Source organism: Paenibacillus sp., from assembly GCF_035645195.1.
In the GTDB taxonomy this organism is placed as follows: Bacteria; Bacillota; Bacilli; order Paenibacillales; family YIM-B00363; genus Paenibacillus_AE.
Map to the genome: position 1 here is coordinate 12440 of NZ_DASQNA010000050.1, position 23155 is coordinate 35594.

14 protein-coding genes and 1 riboswitch are annotated in these 23155 nt (G+C 61.7%); of the genes, 4 read left to right on the forward strand and 10 right to left on the reverse strand.

Annotated features, from left to right (window positions below):
* Positions 1–71: 71 nt before the first annotated feature.
* On the reverse strand, positions 72–1223 hold the full coding sequence (gene purK / locus VE009_RS25850; RefSeq protein WP_325012782.1) for a 5-(carboxyamino)imidazole ribonucleotide synthase: 1152 nt from the start codon (positions 1221–1223) through the stop codon (positions 72–74).
* A 33-nt stretch (positions 1224–1256) separates the two neighbouring features.
* Positions 1257–1721 (reverse strand): 5-(carboxyamino)imidazole ribonucleotide mutase, encoded by a 465-nt coding sequence (gene purE / locus VE009_RS25855; RefSeq protein ID WP_325012920.1) that lies wholly within the window; start codon positions 1719–1721, stop codon positions 1257–1259.
* 347 nt (positions 1722–2068) lie between these two features.
* Positions 2069–2158: riboswitch (cyclic di-GMP riboswitch) on the forward strand.
* Positions 2159–2233: 75 nt separating this feature from the next.
* Between purE and VE009_RS25860 the strand changes: the two genes are divergently transcribed.
* The 4 genes from VE009_RS25860 (at position 2234) to VE009_RS25875 (ending at position 5091) form a co-directional block, all read left to right on the forward strand.
* Positions 2234–2512, forward strand: coding sequence for a hypothetical protein (locus VE009_RS25860; protein WP_325012784.1), 279 nt, complete (start codon positions 2234–2236; stop codon positions 2510–2512).
* A gap of 117 nt (positions 2513–2629) precedes the next feature.
* Positions 2630–3340 carry an ABC transporter ATP-binding protein gene (locus tag VE009_RS25865; protein ID WP_325012786.1) on the forward strand — a complete coding sequence of 237 codons (711 nt, stop codon included), beginning with the start codon at positions 2630–2632 and terminating at the stop codon, positions 3338–3340.
* Positions 3337–4530, forward strand: a complete 1194-nt coding sequence (locus VE009_RS25870; protein WP_325012787.1) for an ABC transporter permease — start codon at positions 3337–3339, stop codon at positions 4528–4530. Before VE009_RS25865 ends, VE009_RS25870 begins: the two co-directional genes overlap by 4 nt.
* A gap of 33 nt (positions 4531–4563) precedes the next feature.
* On the forward strand, positions 4564–5091 hold the full coding sequence (locus VE009_RS25875) for a hypothetical protein (RefSeq protein ID WP_325012788.1): 528 nt from the start codon (positions 4564–4566) through the stop codon (positions 5089–5091).
* Positions 5092–5109: 18 nt separating this feature from the next.
* On the opposite strand, the gene VE009_RS25880 is transcribed toward VE009_RS25875, so the two are convergent.
* From VE009_RS25880 to VE009_RS25915, 8 genes are all read right to left on the reverse strand, one after another.
* The gene (locus tag VE009_RS25880; RefSeq protein ID WP_325012790.1) at positions 5110–6213 is read right to left on the reverse strand and encodes a HupE/UreJ family protein; all 1104 of its coding nucleotides are present in this window, start codon (positions 6211–6213) and stop codon (positions 5110–5112) included.
* Between the two features lie 83 nt (positions 6214–6296).
* The gene (locus VE009_RS25885; RefSeq protein ID WP_325012792.1) at positions 6297–14243 is read right to left on the reverse strand and encodes a CehA/McbA family metallohydrolase; all 7947 of its coding nucleotides are present in this window, start codon (positions 14241–14243) and stop codon (positions 6297–6299) included.
* A 406-nt stretch (positions 14244–14649) separates the two neighbouring features.
* Positions 14650–16038, reverse strand: coding sequence for an NCS2 family permease (locus tag VE009_RS25890; RefSeq protein ID WP_325012793.1), 1389 nt, complete (start codon positions 16036–16038; stop codon positions 14650–14652).
* 233 nt (positions 16039–16271) lie between these two features.
* Complete coding sequence (guaA, locus tag VE009_RS25895; RefSeq protein ID WP_325012795.1) at positions 16272–17810, reverse strand: glutamine-hydrolyzing GMP synthase; 1539 nt, start codon at positions 17808–17810, stop codon at positions 16272–16274.
* Positions 17811–17877: 67 nt separating this feature from the next.
* Positions 17878–18612: an alpha/beta fold hydrolase gene (locus VE009_RS25900; protein WP_325012797.1), complete on the reverse strand. Its 735-nt coding sequence runs from the start codon at positions 18610–18612 to the stop codon at positions 17878–17880.
* A gap of 65 nt (positions 18613–18677) precedes the next feature.
* Positions 18678–20978 (reverse strand): transglutaminase TgpA family protein, encoded by a 2301-nt coding sequence (locus VE009_RS25905; protein ID WP_325012799.1) that lies wholly within the window; start codon positions 20976–20978, stop codon positions 18678–18680.
* Positions 20950–22128, reverse strand: coding sequence for a DUF58 domain-containing protein (locus tag VE009_RS25910; RefSeq protein ID WP_325012801.1), 1179 nt, complete (start codon positions 22126–22128; stop codon positions 20950–20952). The genes VE009_RS25905 and VE009_RS25910 overlap by 29 nt, the downstream gene beginning before the upstream one ends.
* On the reverse strand, positions 22125–23117 hold the full coding sequence (locus VE009_RS25915) for a MoxR family ATPase (protein WP_325012803.1): 993 nt from the start codon (positions 23115–23117) through the stop codon (positions 22125–22127). The genes VE009_RS25910 and VE009_RS25915 overlap by 4 nt, the downstream gene beginning before the upstream one ends.
* Positions 23118–23155 lie beyond the last annotated feature (38 nt).

A 23155-nucleotide genomic window follows, 5' to 3' on the forward strand; every position in this document is an offset into this window, starting at 1 on the left:
CGCCGAGACTGATTCGGTCCCCGAACGGCGGAGCCGCGCTTACGCTATCTTTCGACCGCTCGCTCGCGAAACTACGTCCAAATGCCGCATGTTTCGATCCACTGCAGCGCCTTCGCCGGGTCGTCCGTCAGCAAATTGATGTGGCCCATCTTCCGGCCGCGCTTCGCCTCCGCCTTGCCGTACAAATGCACCTTCGCGGTCACGCCTTCCGGCAGGCTCCGCTCGCCTTCGCCCTCGAGCCACCGCAGCGTCGGTTCGATATGCTCGCCGAGCAAGTTAACCATCACGACCGGCGTCAGGAGGCGCGGCTCCGGTAGCGGCAAGCCGCATACCGCCCGCAGATGCAGCTCGAACTGCGACACGCTGCAGGCGTCCATCGTGTAGTGGCCCGAATTGTGCGGCCGCGGCGCGAGCTCGTTCACGAACAACGTGCCGTCCGCCTTCAGGAACATCTCGACGGCAATCAGCCCGACGACGTTCAGCGAATTCGCGATATCCGCCGCCATCCGGCGGGCGCGCCCCGCGACGTCGTCCGGGATGAGCCCGTCCGCCGCCGTCGACGTGTGCAGAATGCTGTTCACGTGCACGTTCCAAGCCGGCGGGAACGTCCGCACCTCGCCGTCCAACCCGCGCGCGGCGATGACGGACAGCTCCCGTTCGAAATCGACGAACTGCTCGAGCACGAGCTCGACCGCGCCGCCGCCGAGCGCCGTGAACGCCTCCGCGGCCTGCTCGGCGCGCCTGATGACGAATTGGCCCTTCCCGTCATAGCCGCCTGTCGCGGTTTTCAGCACGCACGGCAGGCCAAATTCCTGGATCGCCTCGCGCAAATCCGCGGTCGACTCGATGGCGCGGTACGGCGCCACCCGGACGCCCGCCGCTTCAATGGCGCGCTTCTCGCGCAGCCGATGCTGCGTCGTCCGCAGCAGCTCGCTGCCCTGCGGCACGTACGACTCCCGCTCCAGCACCGCCGCCACGCCCGCGTTCACGTTCTCGAACTCGTACGTGATCACGTCGGCGAGCGACGCGAGCTCCCGCGCCGCGCGCTCGTCCGCGTACGCGGCCGTCACCTGGCGGTCCGATACTTGTCCGCAAGGCGAATCCGGCGTCGGATCGAGCGTGACGAACCGATATCCCATTTCGCGCCCTTTCAGCGCCAACATGCGGCCGAGCTGGCCGCCCCCGAGCACGCCGATCGTCGCGCCGGGCAACACTCTCTTCATGTCAATGGTTTCCATGTCGGTAGTATCTCCAATTTACGGTAGGTTATCGCCGATTGCTTCTACTTCCGCGCGCGTGTTCGCGCGGCGTTCCTTCAGCCTTGCCGCCACCTCGGGGTCGAAGGCGCCTACGATCTGCGCCGCGAGCAGCCCCGCGTTCGTCGCGCCCGCCGCGCCGATCGCGACCGTCGCCACCGGAACGCCGGCCGGCATCTGCACGATCGACAGCAGCGAATCCAGTCCGTTCAGCGCCGCGGACTTCACCGGCACGCCGATGACCGGCAGCTCCGTCTTCGCCGCGATCATGCCGGGCAAATGAGCGGCGCCGCCCGCACCCGCGATAATGACCTTGATGCCCCGCTCCCGGGCCTGCTCCGCGTATTCGAACATGAGATCGGGCGTCCGATGCGCCGAAACGACCCGTTTCTCGTACGGCACGCCGAGCGCTTCGAGCGTCTCGCAAGCCAGCTTCATCGTTTCCCAATCCGATTTGCTGCCCATAACGACGCCGACAATCGGTGTAGACACGTCATCCATCTCCTTATCCTTAATTAATTAGAGTATCTTAACCTGAATTTCCGCCCTCGTACAAAACAAAAGTCCGGGCGCAGCTCCGCGCATCGCGCAGTCCCAGGACGAAAAAAGCGTTTGTCGTAAATTCCTTTATTCATCTTTAGTGTACCAATGCTTACACGGCTATGTCAACGCAAAAAGCGAACATTCTCTCAACCGTTTTCAATATAGTTCGTATTTTCGCAAACATCCGCCTTTCCAAAAAAATAGTGACTCAAGTTCCAAGTTATGGTATTATGATGGTAATTTAGTAGGATGAAAATACTGACTTCGATACAGGCAAACGGCAAACTTTACCGAAAGGGAAGGACGCAAAGCTATGGGTCTACCGCTTCGCAAGAAGCCACGATCGCCAAGCTGCCCTAGGGAAAGACACACCTACGGGCGTGTCTTTTTTTAGCGTTATTGCGCTTTGCCCGCGGAAGTGGGGAGTGAATGAAATGCTCGAACGCGAAGAAGAAACGGTCGGAAAAATCATATACTCCGCCGAAGTCGACCACGAAGCCCTTCTCCATGAAGACATCCGGGACATCCAATTATTGATTCTCCGCATGACGGTCGCCCTGGTAGGGTCCTGCCGCTACTGCCACATGATCTCGCCGGACTTCGAAGACCCCTCCCCTATCTACTGCTCGAAAGCGAGCGACAACTGCTACCCGCAGAAATGCAGCGTAGAACATTGTTTTTCCTGCGGCGAGTACAAATCAAAGATTCTTTAAAAATGTAACCGCTTTACCCTCGCGCCTTAGCAAACCTTTAACGGTTTATAGGAATCTTAATGTGCTATACTTCTTTTCATAGATTCTTACAAAACCGATAAAGGTGTCGATTCCCCGATGAAGCCATACGTCATCCAGTGCCGCGGCGCGGTCGTGCGCCCGGCGCGCTCCGTCAACGAAACCATCCTCCGCGTCGACGATTTCCGCGTTTCCGCAGGGGAGCAAGTGGCCGTCATGGGACCCAGCGGCTCCGGCAAGTCGACGCTGCTGAACGTCGTCGCCGGGATGACCCGCCCCGCCGAGGGGCAGGTCACCGTCCTCGGCGTAGACCTGTACGCCCTCCCGGAAAGTTCGCGCGACCGGTTTCGCGGCGAGCGCATCGGCTACGTCTTTCAGAACTTCCACCTCTTCCCCTACATGAGCGCGATGGACAACGTGCTGGTGCAGCACGCCGTGCACCCCCGATGGAGCGAATCCGAGGCCAAAGCGCGCGCCGCGGAGCTGCTTCGGCGCGTCGGCCTCGGCCATCGAGCGGCGCTCAAGAGCTCGCTTCTGTCGCGAGGCGAGCAGCAGCGCGTCGCGATCGCGCGGGCGCTGCTCCACGAGCCCAGCCTCGTGCTGGCGGACGAGCCCACAGGCAATCTGGATGTCGCGACCGCCGGCGCCGTCATGGACATGCTGTGCGGATTATGCCGCGAACGCGGCGCGGCGCTCGTCGCCGTCACCCACGACGAGCTCGTCGCCGCCCGCTTCGAACGGAAGGAGCGGATGTCCGAGCTGAATCAAATTTACAAAGAAGCTCTGTCTCCGAAGGAGGCTTCCGCATGAGCGCGCTGCGCCTCCTTCTCCTGCAGCTGCGGGGACGAAAATACTCCTTCTTGTTCATGTGTCTCGTCGTCAGCGTCGCCGCGGCGCTCGTATTTACGGTCTCTTCCGTATCCGCCAGCTTGCGCGAAGGTTTGCTGCAACAAGCCGGAACCTACGAAATCGTCGTCGGCGCGGAGGGCAGCGCCACGCAGCTCGTGCTCAGCAGCGTGATGCGGGCCGACGTCCCTAACGGCAACATCGATCGCAGCATATACGAACGATTGACGGACGACCCTCGGGTGCTGAAAGCCGTTCCGCTCGCTTTGGGCGACTCCTACATGGGGCTCTCCATCGTCGGCACGACGCGGGACTATTTCACGCCGCACCGCGAAGGTCTTCCCGAACGGTTCGCGCTGCGCGGCGGCGAGTGGTTCGCCAAGTCGGGCGACGTCGTGCTGGGCGCCGAAGCCGCCGAGCGGACCGGCCTCTCCGTCGGCGACGAATTCCACGGCAACCATGGCGTCGGCGGCGCCCACGGCGAGGCGCACGAAGACGAATACCGCGTTGTAGGCGTCTTGCGCCCTGTCGGTTCGGCGGACGATCTCGGGCTGTTCACCCCGCTGGAGAGCGTATGGGACGCGCACGGCGAAGAGGCGGAGCACGGCGACATCACCGCCGTGCTGCTGAAGCCGGAACAGCTCGGCTTCGCGCCCGCCCTTCGCGAAGAGCTGAACGAGCTGCCCGGCGTCCAAGCGGAATATCCGGTTCGCGTTTTCCGCGAGCTGCTCTCCATGTTCCGCCTCGGCGAGAGAGCGGCCCAGCTGATCGGCGGCGTCAGCGTCCTGCTGTGCGCGCTCGCGGTGGCGTTCGCCGTGCTCAGCACGAACGTCCAGCGCCGCTCCGAAATGGCGCTGCTGAGGGCGCTCGGTATGAACAGAACGATCGTTCTAGGTAACCTGCTGCTCGAGACCGCGCTGCTGGCCGGCTGCGGCTCGGCCGCCGGTTTCGGCTTGTCGGCCGCCGTCTTCGCCTTCGCGCGCCGCTACGCCCTGTCGGCTTGGGGCGTAGCGCTGCCGCCCGTCGCCCCGGACGCCGTTACGGCCATTGCCTTCGTGGGCGGGCTGTGGCTGTTGATCGCGCTGTGCGTCAGCCCGCTGATCGGCCTCTATCGCAAAGACGCCCAACACGGATTGCAGCATATCCATTCTTGAGAAATCACAAGTGATCAAAGGAGAGACGCCGTTATGCACCGACTGCGGATCCAACGCCTCATAGCCATCATAGGGACGGTTCTCGCGGCCGCCCTGCTTACCTCCTGCGGACAGACTGCGCAGCCGGTCGGAGCGGCAGGCCAAGCCGACGCCGCGCATGGAGCCGATGCCGACGGGGCGATGACGACGATCGCGTTCGATCAATTTTTCACGCCCTCGAACGACGGCACCGGACAAGTCACCGAGTTCATGCAAAGCCTGAACGGCAAGAAAGTCGGAATCGTCGGCTACATGACCGAACTCACCCCGATCGACAATCGCTTCGTCTATTTGGTGCCGACCGCCGGCGCGATTTGTCCGTTCTGTTCCGCGGACAACCCGCTGTATATGGAGGCGATCGCCGTGTACTTGCCGGAGCATCAGAAAGACCTCCAGTACACCCAGGAAGCCCTATGGGCTTACGGGACGCTGGAGGTCGGGGAACAGGTCGACGAAGCGACCGGTTTGATCAGTATGTTTCGTCTCAATGCGGACTCCGTTGAAGTGTATCAGGCGAGGTAATCCCCTCGCCTGATTTTTTTATGCGCCGAGAAACCGTTCGATCGCCCAATAGCCGCCGACGAGAATGAGCAGCGAAGAGGCGAGCTGCACGGCCGGCTTGTACAGCTTCGTGTTTTGCACGTATTTCAGCGCCGGCAGCGCGGCGAGCACCAGGAGCAGCTGCATCGCTTCGATGCCAAGATTGAAGCTCAGCAGCGACACCGCCAAATGCTGCGGCGGAATCGTCATGTCGATCAAGAGGTTTGCGAAGCCGAGACCGTGGATCAAGCCGAACGCGAAAGTGAGCATCCAGCGTCGTTTCGCTTCTTTCCGAAATAAGTTTTCGGCCGCGACATAGACGATGCTGAGCGCGATCGCGATCTCGATCCACTGCGCGGGGAGCCGAACGATGCCGAACATCGCGAGCGAGATCGTGATGCTGTGCGCGACGGTGAACGACGTGACGATGGCCGCGTACGTCTTGAAATTCGTGCGCAGGAGCAGAAGGGCGAGCAAAAACAGCAAATGGTCGTAGCCCGTTAAAATGTGTTCCATGCCGAAGACGAAAAACTGCATCCACCCTTCCGGCGCGTCCGACGCGACGGAGCCTTCAGCGACGACCGCTTTCCACAAGCGATTGTCCCCTTTGATCAAATGCTCTTCCGTCGTTTCTCCGTGCGTAAAGGTTAACAGGTTGACGTAGCTCGTATTTCCGTCGTTCCGATACAGCCCATCCTCGATGCTTACCGTTTGTCCGGCATCCACGGCGGGGTACGCGTACGACAAAGCGACGAACATTTTATCGCCCCTTTGCCCGTAGGAAACTTCCCTCAGCTCTCCCCGCTGCGCGATGCCGTCGACCTGCAGCACGACGTGACGGCCGATCCATCCGTCCAATTCGGCTCTCGCCGACTGCACTTCCGCTTCCGTCAACGCCCCGTTCCCGTCCGCGTCCGCCGACGTCGATTCGATGACGGACAATTCGTCGATCGAGAACTTGAATTCTGTTGCGTCCGGTTGAAGCTTTAATTCCGAAAAGCTCGCGCTTAACGGGTGCGCCTGCGCGGCGTAAGGAACGGAAACTATCGCGGCGGCGATCGATACGGTCAACAATGCGCGTGATGCGATTTTCCTAAAAATCATGAATATACTTCCTCCTGCCGTGAACATAGAAAATGTGGGTTTTGCCTCATAAGAGGCAAAACCCACGGAATCGCTATCGATGATTACTCCGAGATGAATTCAACCGCCAGCATGAACCGCTTCACCATCGCCGCCACTTCGGCCCGCGTCGCATGGCTTCCTGCAGCGATCATCCCTTCCGGCGTACCGTTCATGATCGCGAGCTGCACCATTTCCGCCAGCGCAGCCGCATCCCATACGCTTTGCTCGCTGTCCGCGAACTTCGAGCGAAGCGTCGCTTCCGCGTCGGCCGCCTCCGTCGGCATCCCTGCGAAGTCGAGCGCTCTGGACAGAAGCACGGCCGCTTCTTGGCGCGTGATCCGCTGCTCGGGCTTGAAGGTGCCGTCCTCGTAGCCTGTGATCAAGCCGGAATCGAACGCCGCTCCTACGACGCCTGCGAACCAATCGTTCGCTTCGACATCCGCGAACTTGCCGACGGCCGCCGACGCGTTCTCTTCCACGCCCAGCGCTCTCATCAGGATCGCCGCAAACTCGGCGCGCGTGATGTTCGCTTCCGGGCGGAACAAGGTTTCGGTTTGACCGTTCACGATAAACTTCGACGCCAGCAATTCGATCTCGTCCTGCGCCCAGAAATTCTGGATGTCGTCGAACGACTTATAGCTTTCGACGACCGTGTAGATCGAAGAGCCTTTCCGTTTGAGCACCGCGATCGTATTGCCGTCCTCCGTAACGACTTGCGTCGGTACGTGCATAAACTCGCCGGTTTCCGGGTTGTAGTAAACGCCCGTCAAGTACCCGTTTCCGGTCAGGTTGTCGTCGCTCACTGCGACCGAGCGGCTCAAGTATTCGCCTGTTCTGCTGAGGACGACCGTTTGATCGCCTACTTGAATTTCGATCGCGAAGTCGACCGGAGCGGATACCATCGCAGCGCCGTCGCCTTCCAGCGCAGATTCCAACTCGCCCGCCGTTTCGCCTTCCACCGCTGCAATCTTGATCGAGAATGAGACGTTCTCGTCCGCCGCGTTCGCGATACCCGCTTGCGCCAGCGCCGAGCCGATCGACTCCATGCTCAATACGGCCGCAGGCACCTGGAACGAACCAATCGGACTTTGCACCTCAAGATAATTCTGAGTCGAACCGGCCAAGATTTCCTGGATCAAATCGTTCGAAACCGGCACGGTGACTTCCGACACTTCGGAGCCGTCCTCCGGGATCGCTCTGATCGCGAACACTTGCGGCTTGGTTCTGTCGGCGGTTTCCATAGACCTTCTGATGTCTTCCAAAGAAACCGTCACTGCGACTTTGGCTTTGCCGTTGGCATCCTTCGTCACGTTCAACACCGCCGGCACCTGCGTCAATACCGCGCCGGCCGGCGCGCTTACGGCAGGCGTGTTCCCGCTGTTGCCCGGGGTGCCGTTGTTGCCGTTGTTGCCGTTGTTGCCGTTGTTGCCGTTGTTGCCGTTGTTGCCGCCATTACCGCCGCTGCTTCCGTTTTCGCCCGGAAGCGGCTGCCCTTTCAGGTCGACGATTCGGCCTTCCGTACCGATCGTTACAGCCCCGACGCGGTTCAAATGCTCGATGAACACTTCATAGTCCGGCATGAACAGCTGGTACTGACGCCCCGCGTTCTTCGCCTGCTTCAGCGAGTAATAGAAGTCCCCGCCGTCCGCCATGAACGAGTTCGTTCCGAGCATGTAGTACGCGTTCCGGTCGATCGCGATGTACTCGCCGTCGGCGTTCCTAATCAGCACCTGACGAATGCGCTCGCCGTTCGACGTAATCGTTCCCGCCGTTTGGTCGATTGTTTGCGCCGCCTTCGTCGAATCGTAGTAGAACTTCATTCCCGAGACGTGCGGGAAGCCGCCGTACTCCGCCGTTCCTGCGACATTCGCTCGAGACACGCCGTTCTCCAGCGCGAGAATGAGCTCCGCGCCCGTCACCTTCACGGCCACGAGACTGTTATCGTACGGCATCACGGTTTTGACTTGCCCCATCGTAATGTCGCCCGCCGGAATGCCCGTGCGGATGCCTCCGCCGTTCTGAATCGCGACATACCCTTTGATCTCCGCCAACTCTGCCGGCGGCAGAAGCGCGTTGATCTTCTGTCTCATCGCCGCGACGATGCCGTCGGCGATCAGGTTGCCGAGGTTCGTTTCTTCCTTGCGCACCAGACGCGTCTTCGAACCGTCCGCATTCGTCCGCTCGTATACGAGCTCGACGTTCGTTCTGCCGACGACTTTCTGCATCATCGCGTCCACCTGAGCTTTGTACGCCGCCAGCTTCTCCTTCGCGGCCGGATCTTCCGCTTTGTCCGCTACCGACACCAATTGCCCTTGCCATGTCTTCAGCACGCCTTTGTCGTCGAACGTCGCGTCGAGCAAGCCGATGTTCGCGCCGTACTCGCCCGTCTGCACGATGACCGTAGGCTCTTCGCCCGCGTTGTTCACGACCGGTTGCGTCAACGTCGTGTGGCTGTGTCCGCCGACGATGATGTCGATGCCTTCGACCTCGTCCGCAAGCCGCTGATCGAACTCGTAGCCGATATGCGTGAGCGCCACGATTTTGTTCACGTCCTTCGCCTTCAACGCGGCTACGGCCGATTTCGCCTTATCGATGTAATTCTGGAATTGAATCGTTTCGCCAGGCGACGAGATGCCTCTCGTCTCTTCCGTCGTCAAGCCGAACACGCCGACCCTCTCGCCGTATACGTCGAGCACGACGGACGGATAAATATGGCCGTCCGCGATCGCGCTGCCGCTGCCGCCGATTTCGTTCTTGTACATCGCGGACAAGCCGGCGTTCGCGCTGTAATCGATATTCGCGCTCACGATCGGGAACTTCGCCGCTTTAATGAACCGCTCCAGCGCGGCCGGACCTTTGTCGAACTCATGGTTGCCCGGCACCATCGCGTCGTAGCCGGCCATGTTCATGAATTCTAGATCCGCCATGCCCTCGAACTCCGTGAAATACAGCGTTCCGGAGAACACGTCCCCTGCGTCGAGCAGGATCGAGTTGTTCGTGCGCAGCTCGTTGATCGCCGTAATCCGCTTCGGCACATTATCGAGCCGCGCATGCGTATCGTTCGTATGGAGAACGCGCAGCTCGAAGTCGCCGGACTTCGCAATCAATTGCAAATCTTCCGCGTAACGGACGCGGATTCGATTGCCTTCGCTGTAAACGGTCTGGATACCCGCCGCGGAGATCGTATCCCCGACTCGGAATCGTCCCGTATCCAGCGGCAAATAGCCGTCCACGAAAATTCTTGCGGTATGGGCGCCGTCGCTCAGCAGGAAGTAACTTCCCGATTCGTTGATTTCGACGATCTTGCCGACCGTTTTCACCAATTGCCCTACATACGTTCCATCGTTCGCTTCTTTGACCGTAACGGATCTCGGAGCTAACGGTTGTCCCGGACCGATATACAGGATTTCCATGTCCGAGCTTTGATAAGCCAATTCCAGTTCGCCTTCGAAATCCTTCACGCCGCCCGTCGCGATGACGCGCGCGCCTTCCGGCAGTTCGCGTCCTTGCGTGCCGAAAAGCGAAATGCCGCCGGTCGCGTCTTGGACATACACCGTATCGAAGAACATGTTCGTCGGCGCGGTGACGACGCCTTCTACCGTATAAATATCGCCTTCCTTGGCGTTCGCGCGAATTTCCGCTACGGTTTTGATCCGGTCGTAATCCGCCAGCCAATCGATGAGCCGAAGCGTGAAAGCCGTATTGCTCACGTCGTTCGGAATTTCGTAATCGGAGTAGAAGTGGCGTCCGGAAACGATGATTTTCCCGCTGCCGACTTTCTCTTTCGCGATCAGAGGAATTTGGTCGCCGTTCGGACCCGAAGTTTGGTCCTCATCGTTTTCGCCGCCGATGGCCGCGTTATACGTGTAGAACCCTTCCTTCACGTTGAAGTTGTAAGATTCTTTGTTGCCTGCCACAAGAATCTCCAACTCGGAAGACGGGTCGTTCGTCAACGCCTTATACGTCTTCGAATCCCCGTTCTTCTCCCAGCCGACCAAAGAGCTGCCGCTGAAATAACGAATCGCTTCGACGCCGCTGTTTAATCCGCTCGGCGCGGCAGGGATCGTTCTCGCATAGACGGACCATTTCATGCCGCCGCTGAAATTGCTCGACGTGTTCGGCTCGTACACGTTGTCGTTGTTGACATGAATTTTGGAGCCGAGCTTCTCGAGAAGCGGATTGACATAAGCCGTATTATCGAAGCCGAAGTTCGATTTCGAGGAAAGCATCAGCGAGCCGCCCGCTTTGACCCAGGCGCTGATCGCTTCCATTTCCGCATCGGTCAAGTACTTCCCGCCGTCCGGCGAATTGATGACAAGTATGTCGTATCCGGCCAATTTTTCGCTCGTAAAGGCGGATTCGTTGAATTCGGCCTTATAGCCGTAACGACGCATCAATTCCATGAAGTCCAGCATCGTGCCGGGGACGTCCGCATTGTTATGGAACTTGTCGACCAACACCTTTTTGCCGTTGGAAGCGACCACATTCACCGTGCGGTTCATTTCCGTAACGGTCGTGATGCCCGGCTTCTCGGTCAATTTCGCGATGATCGACGTTTGGCCCGAAGCCGCAGGCGTCCAATCCACCGTCACTTTTCCGGTTTTATTCGGAGCGACATAGCTCAAAGTTCCGGTACCGATCAAATGCTCCGGCGCAACCTTACCTTGGTAGAAGTTCACTTCCAGATCGGTGACCGGGCGCACGCCCATGTTCGAGATCGATGCCGTGACTTTGCTGACCGAACCCGGCAGCGCAGGAGACGGATTGATTTCCAGGTTCGTCAATTTGACGTCCATTTCCCCGCCCGCTACGAAAATCGGGCTCGCCGTCGTCCACTTGTTGTCCTTGTGAACGATTTTCACCACATACCAGCTTGCGCCCGTGCCCGTCGTGACCTTCGGCGACCAGGCCGCCTCCGTCTGACCGCCCACCTGCTGCGTTTGAAGCAGTACGCCGCCGTTCGTGTACAACTCGATCTTATCGATCGGGTTGTCGGCGTCTTTCGCCCAAATATCGAAAGAAAGTTCCGTACCCGGAGCTACGTCAAGGACGCTGCCCATCCAGTAGCCGTTCGCTTTCACGCGAAGCTGCGTGTCCCTCGCTTCCGTCGAATAAATTCTGCGGTTTTTAATGGCTTCCATGAAAGCTTCTTGCGTCAAATCTTCCGCGATGACGGCCGTCAAGTTATCCGGCTCGCCCCAGTTCGCGGAATGGTTGTCCTGCGCGTTGTTCGCGCCGACATGCCATCCGTTGTCCAGCGCTTTAAAATAATGCTCTTCCGAGCGCGCATAGCTGTATGGCGGCGCGCCGTTGCCGACTTCGATCATCGTCATGACGTGGTCGATTTCCGGCACGTACGACAAATCGTTGAAGGAATCGTTCGGCCAGTTCGGATGGTTGAAGGCGGCGAATACGCCCTCTTGCTTCGTCAACCAGTTATAAAACTCATCCAAAGCCGCGACCGTCGTTCTTTCCACGTAATTGTTCGTATTGAACACGTTGGCGTGGCCGATGTTGCTGAAGGTCATTTCGAAGCCGCGCATCGCGAGGAAGTCGTCGTGCTGCGCATTGAACGCCTCGATCTGTTCCTTCGTTTGGTACCATTCCGAACCGACTTTTTCTTGGAACTCTTTCTTGTCCGTAATATATTCGTCGCCGTTCAGCTGGTTCGAGTGATCCGTTACCATCAAGAAATCCAAGCCTTGCGCGTACGCATGCTGGAACGCTTCCGCCGGAGTGCCTTTGCCGTCGGAGTACGACGTATGCGCATGAGGAACGCCGAAATAGAAGTTGTAACCCTCGTCTCCGAGATCCTTTTGAATATAGAAGTAATGCGACAGCGTGTTCTTGCTGCCGGTTACGTCGGCGATTTCGATGGTCAATTTGTGTTCGCCGTAAGCCAGGTCAGCCGCCGGCGTATAGGAGAAGCTGCCGTTCTCGTCCGGCGTGACGCCGGCGATCTCCGCGCCGTCGATCGACAGCTTGAAGGTGGCAAGATCCAAGTCTTGCGCCGTCTTCTCTACTTTACCCGAGATAACGGGCTTCGTATTTTTCGTGGAAGACATCTTCGCAGGGTGAACTTGATAGATCAGCGGAACTTGCTCTTCGGGAATTTCCGGCTCTTCCACGATATCTTCCGCCGATCTCGGGAACAGCTGATAGCCGGCCGTATACGGACTGCTATTATCGTATTGGCCGAGAATCCCCGTCAACGTATACGTCGATCCGACGTTGAGCGTCGTCATATCGATATTGGTTCCCGTCATGACGCGGTACGTAAGAGACCTGCTGGCGTCGTCAACCACGACGACGTTATAGCCGCCGCCGGCCGGCGTCGCCGGTACCGAGCTGACTTTCGCCTTCACGGTTACTAATGTGCCCTCGATCGGCTCCGCCGTCGCCGGCGTCGTCAACTCTTCGACGGTCTTCTGCACCGGCGTCGGCAGCGAGCCGCCGGCGATTTTTTCGACCTTCGTAGGAATAATCTCCGTGAGGCCGTTGAACACGAGAATCCTGCCTGATACTCGTACTTTATCGCCCTTCAGGATGGTTAGCCCATGAGCGACCCCGTTGTAAACGTTAATGCCGCCCGTCTCGTCCTGCATGAAGAAATTGCTGCTGGTGCCTCCGATCACGTTGTTGTCGATCGTCACCGTGCCCTCGATCGTGTAGATGCGATTCGGGTCGGCGACCGTGCCCGCTTCATTGTTTACGTCCGCTCGTACGGAAGCGATCGTAGACAGGGCGGGACCGTCGGATTTCGCTACGGGAACGGCGCCGCTAGGGAGGTTGCGTCCGTTTTGCGACCACGTCGTTTGAACGATATACACATGAGTCAAGCTTGCTGCGTTATCGATTTGGAATGTGAAGGAACCGTTCGTTTGCGCCAACACGAAATCTTTGCCGTCCACGGCGTTCGTCAGCTTCGCGCCTCCGCTGGACGGGTCGTTGTTATATACGGAGACGATCGTTTGGTTGACGCTGGCGATCGCCGCATCCGCTAAACCGTATACCGTCCCTTTCCCTTCCGAATCGACGGTGAACGTAATTTTCGTCGCATCCGGGAATGCCGTCGTTTGCGCGGCATGCAAGGTGATCGGCGCGCTAGGCGTTTTGCCGTACGTTTGGGCCGTCACCGTGATCGGTTCATCCGTAGGGATGCTTGCGACGACGAATCCGCCCAAGGCGTCGGCGGTCGTCGTGACGGCGCCCTCGCCGTAAGTAACCGTGACGACGGAGTTAGCTTCTACCGCGTTCGATTCCCCGATGACGGAATCGTTATCCGCGCGGAACGTGATGTTCATCGGTGTCGGGTTGGAGGTTGCCGGAGTTTCTGGAGGAACATAGCCGTCCATTGTGTGGGAGCCGAGGTGTGTAAACGTGTCTTGCGGATGAGAGTCCCACTCCGCCGCAGGGTCGAAATCGTCGTTCGGATTGGCGTCGCCGGCCGTGACCGAGCTTTTGCGAACGAGCGTCCGATCGGCCGTGACGTATTCGCCCGTGCCCCAAGCCGCACCCGGGTCTTGTCCGATTTTACCGAACGCGTCGATGATCGTGCCTTGCCGCGTGTCGGGATTGAAGTTCTTAAATAATACGACGGAATCATCCCCGTTGAATCCATAGAAAAAACTATTTCCGGTGAGATCCGCTTGATCGCGAATGGCCTGGTTGGCCGAGGAATTCGCAACGACAAACACATCGCCGCTGCTTAACGTGCCCGTTAAGTGAACGTAGCTGAAATTTTTGCCGTCGTTCGGGTCCTGGCTTGCGCCATTGGTAAAATTAACGAGCGTATAGCCGTCCAGTACGACATCCTCGCCAGTGCCGTTGTAGATTTCAATCGCTTTGTTGCTGCTGCTGCCTTCAATGTATTCTGAAATGAATAGATCGCTTGAAGCAGCTTCCGCCCTTGGCACGTTATTCAGCGGCGGGAGCACGCCGAGTAACATAAGCAGAGCAAGGCAAAGACTTGTCCACTTCTTCAACTTCGTCCAATGCGCTGGATTCATTGCCCTTCGTTCCTCCTTTAAAATAATAAGCACCTGTATAATTCTACCTACCCTATGTAAAATCTGAGGGCGCAAAATATTAAGTTATATTAAAGTTCAAAAGAGCGTGGCTTCACTAGATTCCGGTCCCCCTACATGCGGATTTTTCGGCGCACCCTCCCCATTTTCCTAGAATGAATCGCAGATTTCCTACCATTTACCAAACGGAAGCTGAGCTTTATTATAAGAGAGAGTTAACCTTTGGTAAATTTGTTTCCTTATTAATGTCAGATATTTCGTTAATTTTCGTTATCATGCACAGTTTTTGTTGAAATACTTGAATTTTGGGTCGACCATTGTTATGTTTCATAACACAAAAACCCCAAGTCCGAGGACTTGAGGCTTTGGCTTACGTAAAATTGTTGAGTTATTCCCCGCCGAAGAAAATGTAGCGCGCCGCGACGAGCGCCGCCAGCACCCACATCATCCAGTGAATCGGCACGCGGCGCAGCGAGAAGATGTTGTACACGCCGCCGACGATGACGTACGACAGGATGCCCGCCGCGATCCCGTTCGCGATGCTGTTCGTGAACGGCATGAACACGATCGTCAGGAACGCCGGCAGCGCCTGCGTGAAATCGTCCCACGGGATTTCCTTCACCGCACCCATCATGAGCACGCCGACGATGATGAGCGCCGGAGCCGTCGCCGCAGCCGGTACGATGCCCGCCAGCGGCAAAATGAGCAAGGACAAGAGGAACAGCGCGCCGGTCGTTACCGACGTCAAGCCCGTTCGGCCGCCCTCCGAAATGCCCGCGGCGCTCTCGATGTAGGCCGTGATCGTGCTCGTGCCGAGCACCGCGCCCGTGCTGACGCCCGCCGCGTCGACCATCATCGCTTTGCCGATCGTCTTTTTGCCCTCTGCATGGTTCACGTCGATGCCCGCTTTCTTCGCGGTGCCGACGAGCGTGCCGAACGTGTCGAACAGCTCCACGAACGTAAACACGAAAATGATCTCGAGCAAGCCGACGCCGAGCGCCGCGCCGATGTCGAGCTGGCCGACGGCCAAGTTGTCGAAGCTCGGAATCCAGTTCGCCTGCCCGAGCTGGCTGAAGTCGACGACGTTCAGCCCGAGGAACGGCAAGCCCCCGATGATCGTCGTCGCGACGATGCCGATGAGCAGCGCGCCGCGCACTTTCAGCGCCATCAAGATGCCGATGATGAGCAAGCCGAGCAGCGCCAGGAACGTGTCCGGGTGCGTCGCCGGGTTGAACGAGCCCAGCATCAAGTTGAAGGCGGAGCCCGGAACCGGCAGCGTCGCGTCTACGCCCGGGTTGACCGAGATCGCCACGATGTTGCTGAGCTTAAAGCCGATCAGCGCGATGAACAAGCCGATGCCGACCGTGATGCCGACCTTGATGCTTTGCGGCACGGCCGTCACGAGCATTTGTCTCACTTTCGTGACGGTGAGTATGATGAACACGATGCCGGAAATGAACACGGCGCCGAGCGCCGTTTGCCACGTAATCGCTCCGTTGGAGCTCAGCACCACGCTCATGAAATACGCGTTCAGCCCCATGCCCGGCGCGAGCGCGACCGGGATGTTGACGAACAATCCCATCGCGATCGTCACGAGACCGGCGCCGACCGCGGTCGCGAAGAACACCGCCTCATACGGAATGCCGGCTCCGTTCGGCCCGAGGAAAATTTGGTTGACGAACAAAATGTACGCCATCGTCATGAACGTCGTCAGCCCCGCGATCAGCTCCGTCCTGACGCTCGTCCCTCGCTCCTTCAAGCGGAATAAACGATCCATCGATCAATCCTGCCCCCTCACAGAAATACAGTTTGTATGAAGTTTTCGTCCGATTGCCAAATTTTATTTATCGCTGGTCGAACGATAGCCACGATTCATTGTAATCGCGTACATTTTTCCATGTCAATCGTTGTCGAATATTTTCCTCAAAAATTGTGCCGTTCGTTCGGTTTTGGGCCGGCCCGCGGCGAAAAAGAAAGCCGCCGAGCAGCGCTCGACGGCTTGTCCTTCCCTTATTCCCACTCGATCGTCGCCGGCGGCTTCGACGTAATGTCGTAGACGACGCGGTTGACGTTGTCGACTTCATTGACGATTCTTGTCGAAATCGTCTCGAGCACATCCCACGGGATGCGCGCCCAATCGGCGGTCATGCCGTCGATGGACGTCACGGCGCGGATGCCGACCGTGTACGAGTACGTCCGGGCGTCGCCCATGACGCCGACGCTCTTCATGTTCGGCAGCGCGGTGAAGTACTGCCAAATCTCGCGATCCAGCCCCGCCTTCGCGATTTCCTCGCGCAGGATGGCGTCGGATTCGCGCACGATGGTCAGCTTCTCCTCCGTCACTTCGCCGAGCACGCGAATCGCGAGACCCGGGCCCGGGAACGGCTGGCGCCACACGATTTCCGCCGGCAGGCCGCATTCCTCGCCGACTTTGCGCACTTCGTCCTTGAACAGCGCCTTCAGCGGCTCGACGAGCTTGAACTTGATGTCCTTCGGCAGGCCGCCGACGTTGTGGTGCGACTTGATCGTCTGCGCCGTCGCCGTACCGCTCTCGACGATGTCGGTGTACAGCGTGCCTTGGGCGAGAAATTCGAAGTCGTCGAACTTCGCGGACTCTTCTTGGAACACGTAAATAAACTCGTTCCCGATGATTTTGCGCTTTTGCTCCGGATCGTCGACGCCGGCGAGCTTGCCGAGGAACCGTTCGCGCGCGTCGATTTTGACGACCTTCATGTCGAACTTGCCGACGAACGTTTCCATGACGCTTTCGGCTTCGCCTTTGCGCAGGAGGCCGTGGTCGATGAACATGCACGTCAGCCGGTCGCCAATCGCCTTATGGATCAGGATGGCGACGACGGACGAATCGACGCCGCCGGACAAGGCGCACAGCACCTTCTTGTCGCCGACCTGCTCGCGAATGTCGCGGATCGCGTCTTCGATGAACGTCGTCATGCTCCACTCGCCTTCGCAGCCGCACACGTCGAACAGGAAGTTTTTGATCATGTCGTTGCCGTACGTCGTGTGGCGCACTTCCGGGTGGAATTGCACCGCGTACAGCCGGCGCTCTTTGTGGCTCATCGCCGCGATCGGCGCATGCTCGGTGCTCGCGTCGACCGAGAAGCCGGTCGGCGGCTCGGTCACGAGGTCGCTGTGGCTCATCCACACCTGCTGCTCCGGCTCGAGGCCGCGCGTCAGATGGCAGTCCGCGTTGAAGCGGACCATCGCTTTGCCGTATTCGCGCTTGCCTGCGCGCTCGACTTTGCCCTCGAGCTGATGGCTCATCATTTGCATGCCGTAGCAGATGCCGAGAATCGGCACGCCGAGTTCATATACGCCCGGGTCGACGAGCGGCGAGTTTTCGCCGTATACGCTGGCCGGGCCGCCCGAGAAGACGATGCCCTTCGGCGCGAGCTCGCGGATTTTGTCCGCGCTGGTGTTGTAAGGCAGCAGTTCGCTGTACACGCCGAGATCCCGGATGCGGCGCGCGATGAGCTGGTTGTACTGCCCGCCGAAGTCGAGGACGACGACGATTTCGTTCGGTTTATTCATGCGTAAGTACAAGCCCCCTAATAATAATAGAAACTATTCTACAAGATCGATCGCCGTAGTGGCAACGTTAAATGTTCGAAAGCCACGCGGAGAGCGTCTCGTTGAACGCTTCGGGGCGCTCCACATTGGGCAAATGTCCCGCCTCGGGAACGATCCGGAGCTCGGCGCGGGGAATCGCGGACGCCATGCGGCGGGCGAGGTCGGGCGGCGTGATCGCGTCATCCTCGCCGACGACGACGAGCGTCGGCACGCGGATGTCGGCCAGCATCGGCGTCCGGTCCGGCCGCTCCGCCATGCCGAGCGCCGCGGCGGCGATCGCCGCCGGCTTCGCCGTCAGCATGATGCGCTCCGCCTCCCGCGCCGCCTCCGGCCGCAGCTCCAGCGTCGTCTTCGACACCAGCTTGCCGAGCATCGCGTCGACGGCGACGCGCGCGCCCTCCGCCAGCACGTTCTCCGCGAGCTTCCGCCGGCCGGCCTTCCCTTCCTCGGTGTCGGCCTCGGCCTTCGTGTCGACGAGCGCGAGCGCCGCGACCCGCTCCGGATAGCGCTCCAGCAGCGTGAACGCGACGTAGCCGCCCATCGAGAGGCCCACGACGACGGCTTTCGCCGCGCCGGCTTCATCGAGCGCCGCAACTGCGACGTCGGCCATCGCTTCCATCGTCGCGGGAGAGTCGTCTAGACGCAAATCGGGAATAACCGTCCGGTATCCGAGCGCTTCGAACGCTTCTTTCTGCGGCGCCCACATCTCCGGGCTTAACGGGAATCCGTGCAGGAACAATAACGTCGTCTCGTTGGGTCGCATGGCATCCTTCTCCTCCGTATCCGATCCTAATATTCCCTATATTATAGCTTAGCGCGCATTCCGCGTCATTTCGCGATTTTGCGCCAGACGTCTTCGAGCCAGCGGCTCGGCACGCGGGCGCCGCCGCCCCCGTAGCGGACCGCTTCGTCGAGGCGCACGAGCGCGAGCAGCGCCTCTCGCGCCTCGGGCGAATCCGCCGGCAGGCGCGCGGCGTAGTCGCGCAGCGTTTCGTGCGGGCGGCGCGGGCCGTATCGGCGGTAGATGCGCTGCCACAGCCGGTCGAGCCGCCGCCTCGAAGGCGACGCGCGGCGCGAAGGAGCGTCGCCGGCCGGCGGCGCCGCGGACGCGCGGACGCGACGCAGCAGCCGCGCGAGGCCATAGGCGGCGTAAGCCGCCAGCGCCGCCGCGGCGCCGCCGATGACCGCGTGCGCGAGCAGCGGCGTCCATTCGTGCGGCAGGCGCGATTTCGCCGCGTCCAACGCCGCCTCGGCCTGCGCCGCCGCGCCGCGGAGGCCCGATTGGACCGAGGCGAGCAGCGCGGCCGCCGGCGACGCCGGGTGTTCGGCGGCGGCTTCCGGCGTCGCGGACGCCGCCGCGGCGAGGGCGGCCGCGGGCCGGCCGGTCAGCTTCGCGCCCTCCGGCAGCAGCATGTTCGCCGGCATCGCGTCGAGACCGCCGAAACCGGCTTCGACGCCTTCGGCTGCGGCCGCCGGCGTCGCCTCGAACGGCACCCAGCCCGCCTTCGCGAACCGCACCTCCACCCACGCATGCGCGTCCGCTTGGCGCACCACGTACGTATTCGGCGAGGACGGGTCGGGCGTGCCGGGCGCGAAGCCTTTCACCCAGCGCGCTTCGACGCCGACCGCGCGCAGCAGCACGACCATCGCCGTCGAGAAGTGATTGCAGTACCCCGCCTTTTGTTCGAACAGAAAGTCGTCGACGAAGTCGGCGCCGTCCGGCGGGCGCGCCGTGTCGAGCGTGTAGCGGTAATGCTCCCACAAATACGCTTGAATCGCCTGCGCCTTCGCGTACGGATGGTCGGGCGCGTCCGCCACAATGTCCCGGGCGAGCTCGCGCACCCGCGCGGGGAGCGTTGCCGGCAGCTGCAAATAGCGCTCGGACGGATCACGCTCCGCCGGCGCCGCGTCTTCGAGCAGCGCCGCCGAATCGAAGGCGGGCAGCGCCGTCGTCATCCGGTACGAAGCGAGCCGCACCGAGCTCGTGCCGACGAAATACGAATCGTCTTCGGGATCGTATCGGATATGAATATCCGACACGCGCTCCCCGGACGGACCTGTCAGCTCCGGCAGGCGCAGCACCCGGCCGCCGGCGAACAGCGTCCGCTCGAGCGCGGGCGAGCGCACGTCGATCCGCTGCTCGATCGCCTGCTCGCCGGCCGCGGCGCTTCCCGCGCGGAACGTCGCGGCCGTCGGGTCTAGCGCGCTGCTCCGCCACCCCTGACCGGTGTAGACGTCCCGGCTGCCGCCGCGCCAATACGTCGGCCGCTCGCTGTACGCGATGAACGCGACCTCGTCGTTCGGCGTCACCGCCTGGCCGAGCCGGCTGTCGTCGGCGCCGTAGCCGACGGCGGCGGTCGTCGCCGCCGCTTCGACGAGGCCGCCGCGCTCCGCCGCCGCCCGCGCCCACGCCGCCCACCGCTCGAGCGGCACGGGGCTCGGCTCAGACGGCTTCCCGGCGGACAGCCCGTACCCGGCGGCGAGCACGGCCCCGGCGCACAGCGCGCCGACGGCGATGCGCGCGAGCGCCGCCGCGCGCCCTTCCGCGAAGCGGCTGCCGAGCAGCCGCTCCCATTTCGTGCCTTGCTGCACGGTGAGCAGCAACAGCCCCATCGCCGACGCGCGCAAGACGCCCGCCCCGGTGTCGAGCCCGGGCCACAGCTGCAGCAGCACGAGGAAGCCGAGCGTCGCGCCGACGAACCAGAGCGCCTGCCCGCGGTCCGCCACGATGCGGTACACGGCGTACACGAGCGCCGCCCAGCCGCAGAGGAACACGAACGTACGCGTTTCCGGACTGACGAGCAGCTGCCCCGCGCCGAGCGCGCGCACATCTTCCAAGAAGAGCTCGGGGAACGCGAACCACCACGATCCGTCGGCGAACGCGTCGGGCCGGAACCAGTAGCCGATCCACCCGATCGTGAACGCCAGCTTGAGCGGCCACGCGGCGGCGCCCCGCATTCCCCATGCGTCGATAATCATATAGAACGCGACGGCCCCGAGGAACGGGACCAGGCGGTGCACGTCCGTCATGTCGGCCATCTCGACGAGCGGACGCAGCCATTCGGCGAACAAGCCGTACAACAGCGCCGCTACGAGCATATTACGAAGAAACGGCAGTCCGGCTTTCATCGTTCGCTCGCCCCCCTTCCGTCGCGATGCTGACGCCGAACCGGGCGAGCTGGGCGGCAAGCTCCGAGCCGCTTGCTGCGACAGAGCTCGCCCCACCGCCCGCCTCGCCGCCGCCGACGAGCAGCACCGCCGCCTCGCGGCCCGATGCGCGCGCGCCGCGGCACAGCGCCGCCGCCTGCGGGCGCAGCGCCGCGCAAACGCAGACGACGCCGCCCGCCGGGTTCGCCGGCGGCAGCGGCGCATCCGGCGCCGCGGGCGACAGCTCCGCGAGGGCGCGGCGCCAGCCGGGCGCGGAGGCGGAGGCGCGGGCGGCAGCGCCGCCGATCGCGAGCAGCCGGAACGGCCGCCGCAGCGCGGCCAGCGCCGCGACGACGCCAGCCGCCGTCTCCGCGCAAGCGTCGACCGCTTCCGCGTCGGCGCCGGCGGCGTCGACGAGCACGAGCGTCTCTTCCATCCGCCGTTTCGCCTCCGGCACGCGCACGAGCCACTCGTCGGACCGCGCCGCCAGCTTCCACAGCACCCGCGACAGCGGGTCGCCGTCCCGGTACGCGCGCAGCTCCGTGCGCTCGTCGCCCTCGCGGCGCGCCGCTCCGTTCCCCGCGGCCGCGAGACGGCGCAGCGCCTCCTCCGCCTCGGGGCCGAGCAAGCGCGCCTTCGGGGCGACGACGACGTCGCCGCCCGCGCCGGCGGCCGTCGTCCGCAGCGGCACGACGCCGAACGGATCGCCGGTCCACAGCGCCGCCGGTTCAAAACGATACACACCGCGTTCCGGCAGCGGCAGCAAATACGAGAACGTCGTGCGCGACGTCAGCCACGGCCCGTGGAGCAGGTCGTATTCGAACTCGCCGATGCGCTCCCGCACGACGAGCCACGGCAGCGGCAGCGCGAACGAGCGGCGAATCGTCGCGACGACGACCGCCTCTTCCCCCGCGTCGAACGCCCCTTCCGGCGGCGTCGATCCGTCCGCGGCGCGGACGACGCGTTCCACCCGAACGCCGCGCAGGCCGATCCAGCGGATCAGCCAGCCGTACCCGACGATGCAGGTGTATGTATAGAACAGAAAGTGAAGCGTAAAACCGCCGCGCGCGGCCATGCCCCAGCCCAGCAGCGCCCATAGCGCCAAGGCGGCGAAACGGTGCATCCGCATCATGACCGCGCACCCCCCAGCTTCGAGCCGGCGGGGGCCGACGGCACAGGCACCGCGTCGAGGAGCAGGCGCACGACGCCTTCGGCCGTATGGCCGGCGAAGCTCGCCTCCGGGCGCAGCGCCAGCCGATGCGCCAGCACCGGCACGGCCAGCTCGCGGCAGTCGTCCGGCACGACGTACGTGCGTCCTCGCAGCAACGCGAGCGCCTGGGACGCCCGGAGCAGGCCGAGCGATGCGCGCGGGCTCGCGCCGAGGCTCAGCTCCGGGCGGTCCCGCGTCGCCTGCGTCAGCGCCACGATATAATGCTTCACCGGCTCGTCCACGTGAACGGCCGCCGCCTGGCGCTGCAGCTCGCGCAGCTCTTCAAGCAGCAGCAACGGCCCCGGGTCCGCGGCCGCCTCCGGCGCGCGGGACAGCAGCGCGGCTTCTTCCTCCCGCGTCGGGTACCCGAGGCTCAGCTTCAGCAAAAACCGGTCGAGCTGCGCCTCCGGCAGCGGGTACGCCCCTTCGAAGCCGGACGGGTTTTGCGTCGCGATCACCATGAACGGCTGCGGCAGCGGATGCGTTTCCCCGTCCACCGTCACGTGGCGCTCCTCCATCGCTTCCAGCAGCGCGGACTGCGTCTTCGGCGACGTCCGGTTCAGCTCGTCCGCCAGCACGATGTTCGCCATGATCGGCCCCGGCCGATATTCGAACGTTTCCGTCGACCTTCGATACATCGCGACGCCCGTTATATCGGAGGGCATCAAATCCGGCGTGCACTGGATGCGTTGAAAGCTGCACCCCAGCGTGCGGGCGGTCGTTTTCGCGAGCAGCGTTTTGCCGACGCCCGGCACGTCCTCCAGCAGCGCATGCCCCCCGCACAACAAAGCTACTAATAATTGCTCTATCGTATGCCGTTTCCCGATGACGATTCTCTCAATGCGCCGCATGACGTTCGCGAGAAGCGCCTGCGGACGATCCCACAACAATCCGTTTCCGGATGGCCGCATGTCCGTATCCTCCTTGACATTCAAACTCTCGTATATGG

Bases quoted from the DNA above. Each gene is read 5' to 3' on its own strand.
- purK (WP_325012782.1), bottom strand. From the start codon at position 1,223: ATGAAGAGAGTGTTGCCCGGCGCGACGATCGGCGTGCTCGGGGGCGGC.
- purE (WP_325012920.1), bottom strand. From the start codon at position 1,721: ATGGGCAGCAAATCGGATTGGGAAACGATGAAGCTGGCTTGCGAGACG.
- VE009_RS25860 (WP_325012784.1), top strand. From the start codon at position 2,234: ATGCTCGAACGCGAAGAAGAAACGGTCGGAAAAATCATATACTCCGCC.
- VE009_RS25865 (WP_325012786.1), top strand. From the start codon at position 2,630: ATGAAGCCATACGTCATCCAGTGCCGCGGCGCGGTCGTGCGCCCGGCG.
- VE009_RS25870 (WP_325012787.1), top strand. From the start codon at position 3,337: ATGAGCGCGCTGCGCCTCCTTCTCCTGCAGCTGCGGGGACGAAAATAC.
- VE009_RS25875 (WP_325012788.1), top strand. From the start codon at position 4,564: ATGCACCGACTGCGGATCCAACGCCTCATAGCCATCATAGGGACGGTT.
- VE009_RS25880 (WP_325012790.1), bottom strand. From the start codon at position 6,213: ATGATTTTTAGGAAAATCGCATCACGCGCATTGTTGACCGTATCGATC.
- VE009_RS25885 (WP_325012792.1), bottom strand. From the start codon at position 14,243: ATGAATCCAGCGCATTGGACGAAGTTGAAGAAGTGGACAAGTCTTTGC.
- VE009_RS25890 (WP_325012793.1), bottom strand. From the start codon at position 16,038: ATGGATCGTTTATTCCGCTTGAAGGAGCGAGGGACGAGCGTCAGGACG.
- guaA (WP_325012795.1), bottom strand. From the start codon at position 17,810: ATGAATAAACCGAACGAAATCGTCGTCGTCCTCGACTTCGGCGGGCAG.
- VE009_RS25900 (WP_325012797.1), bottom strand. From the start codon at position 18,612: ATGCGACCCAACGAGACGACGTTATTGTTCCTGCACGGATTCCCGTTA.
- VE009_RS25905 (WP_325012799.1), bottom strand. From the start codon at position 20,978: ATGAAAGCCGGACTGCCGTTTCTTCGTAATATGCTCGTAGCGGCGCTG.
- VE009_RS25910 (WP_325012801.1), bottom strand. From the start codon at position 22,128: ATGATGCGGATGCACCGTTTCGCCGCCTTGGCGCTATGGGCGCTGCTG.
- VE009_RS25915 (WP_325012803.1), bottom strand. From the start codon at position 23,117: ATGCGGCCATCCGGAAACGGATTGTTGTGGGATCGTCCGCAGGCGCTT.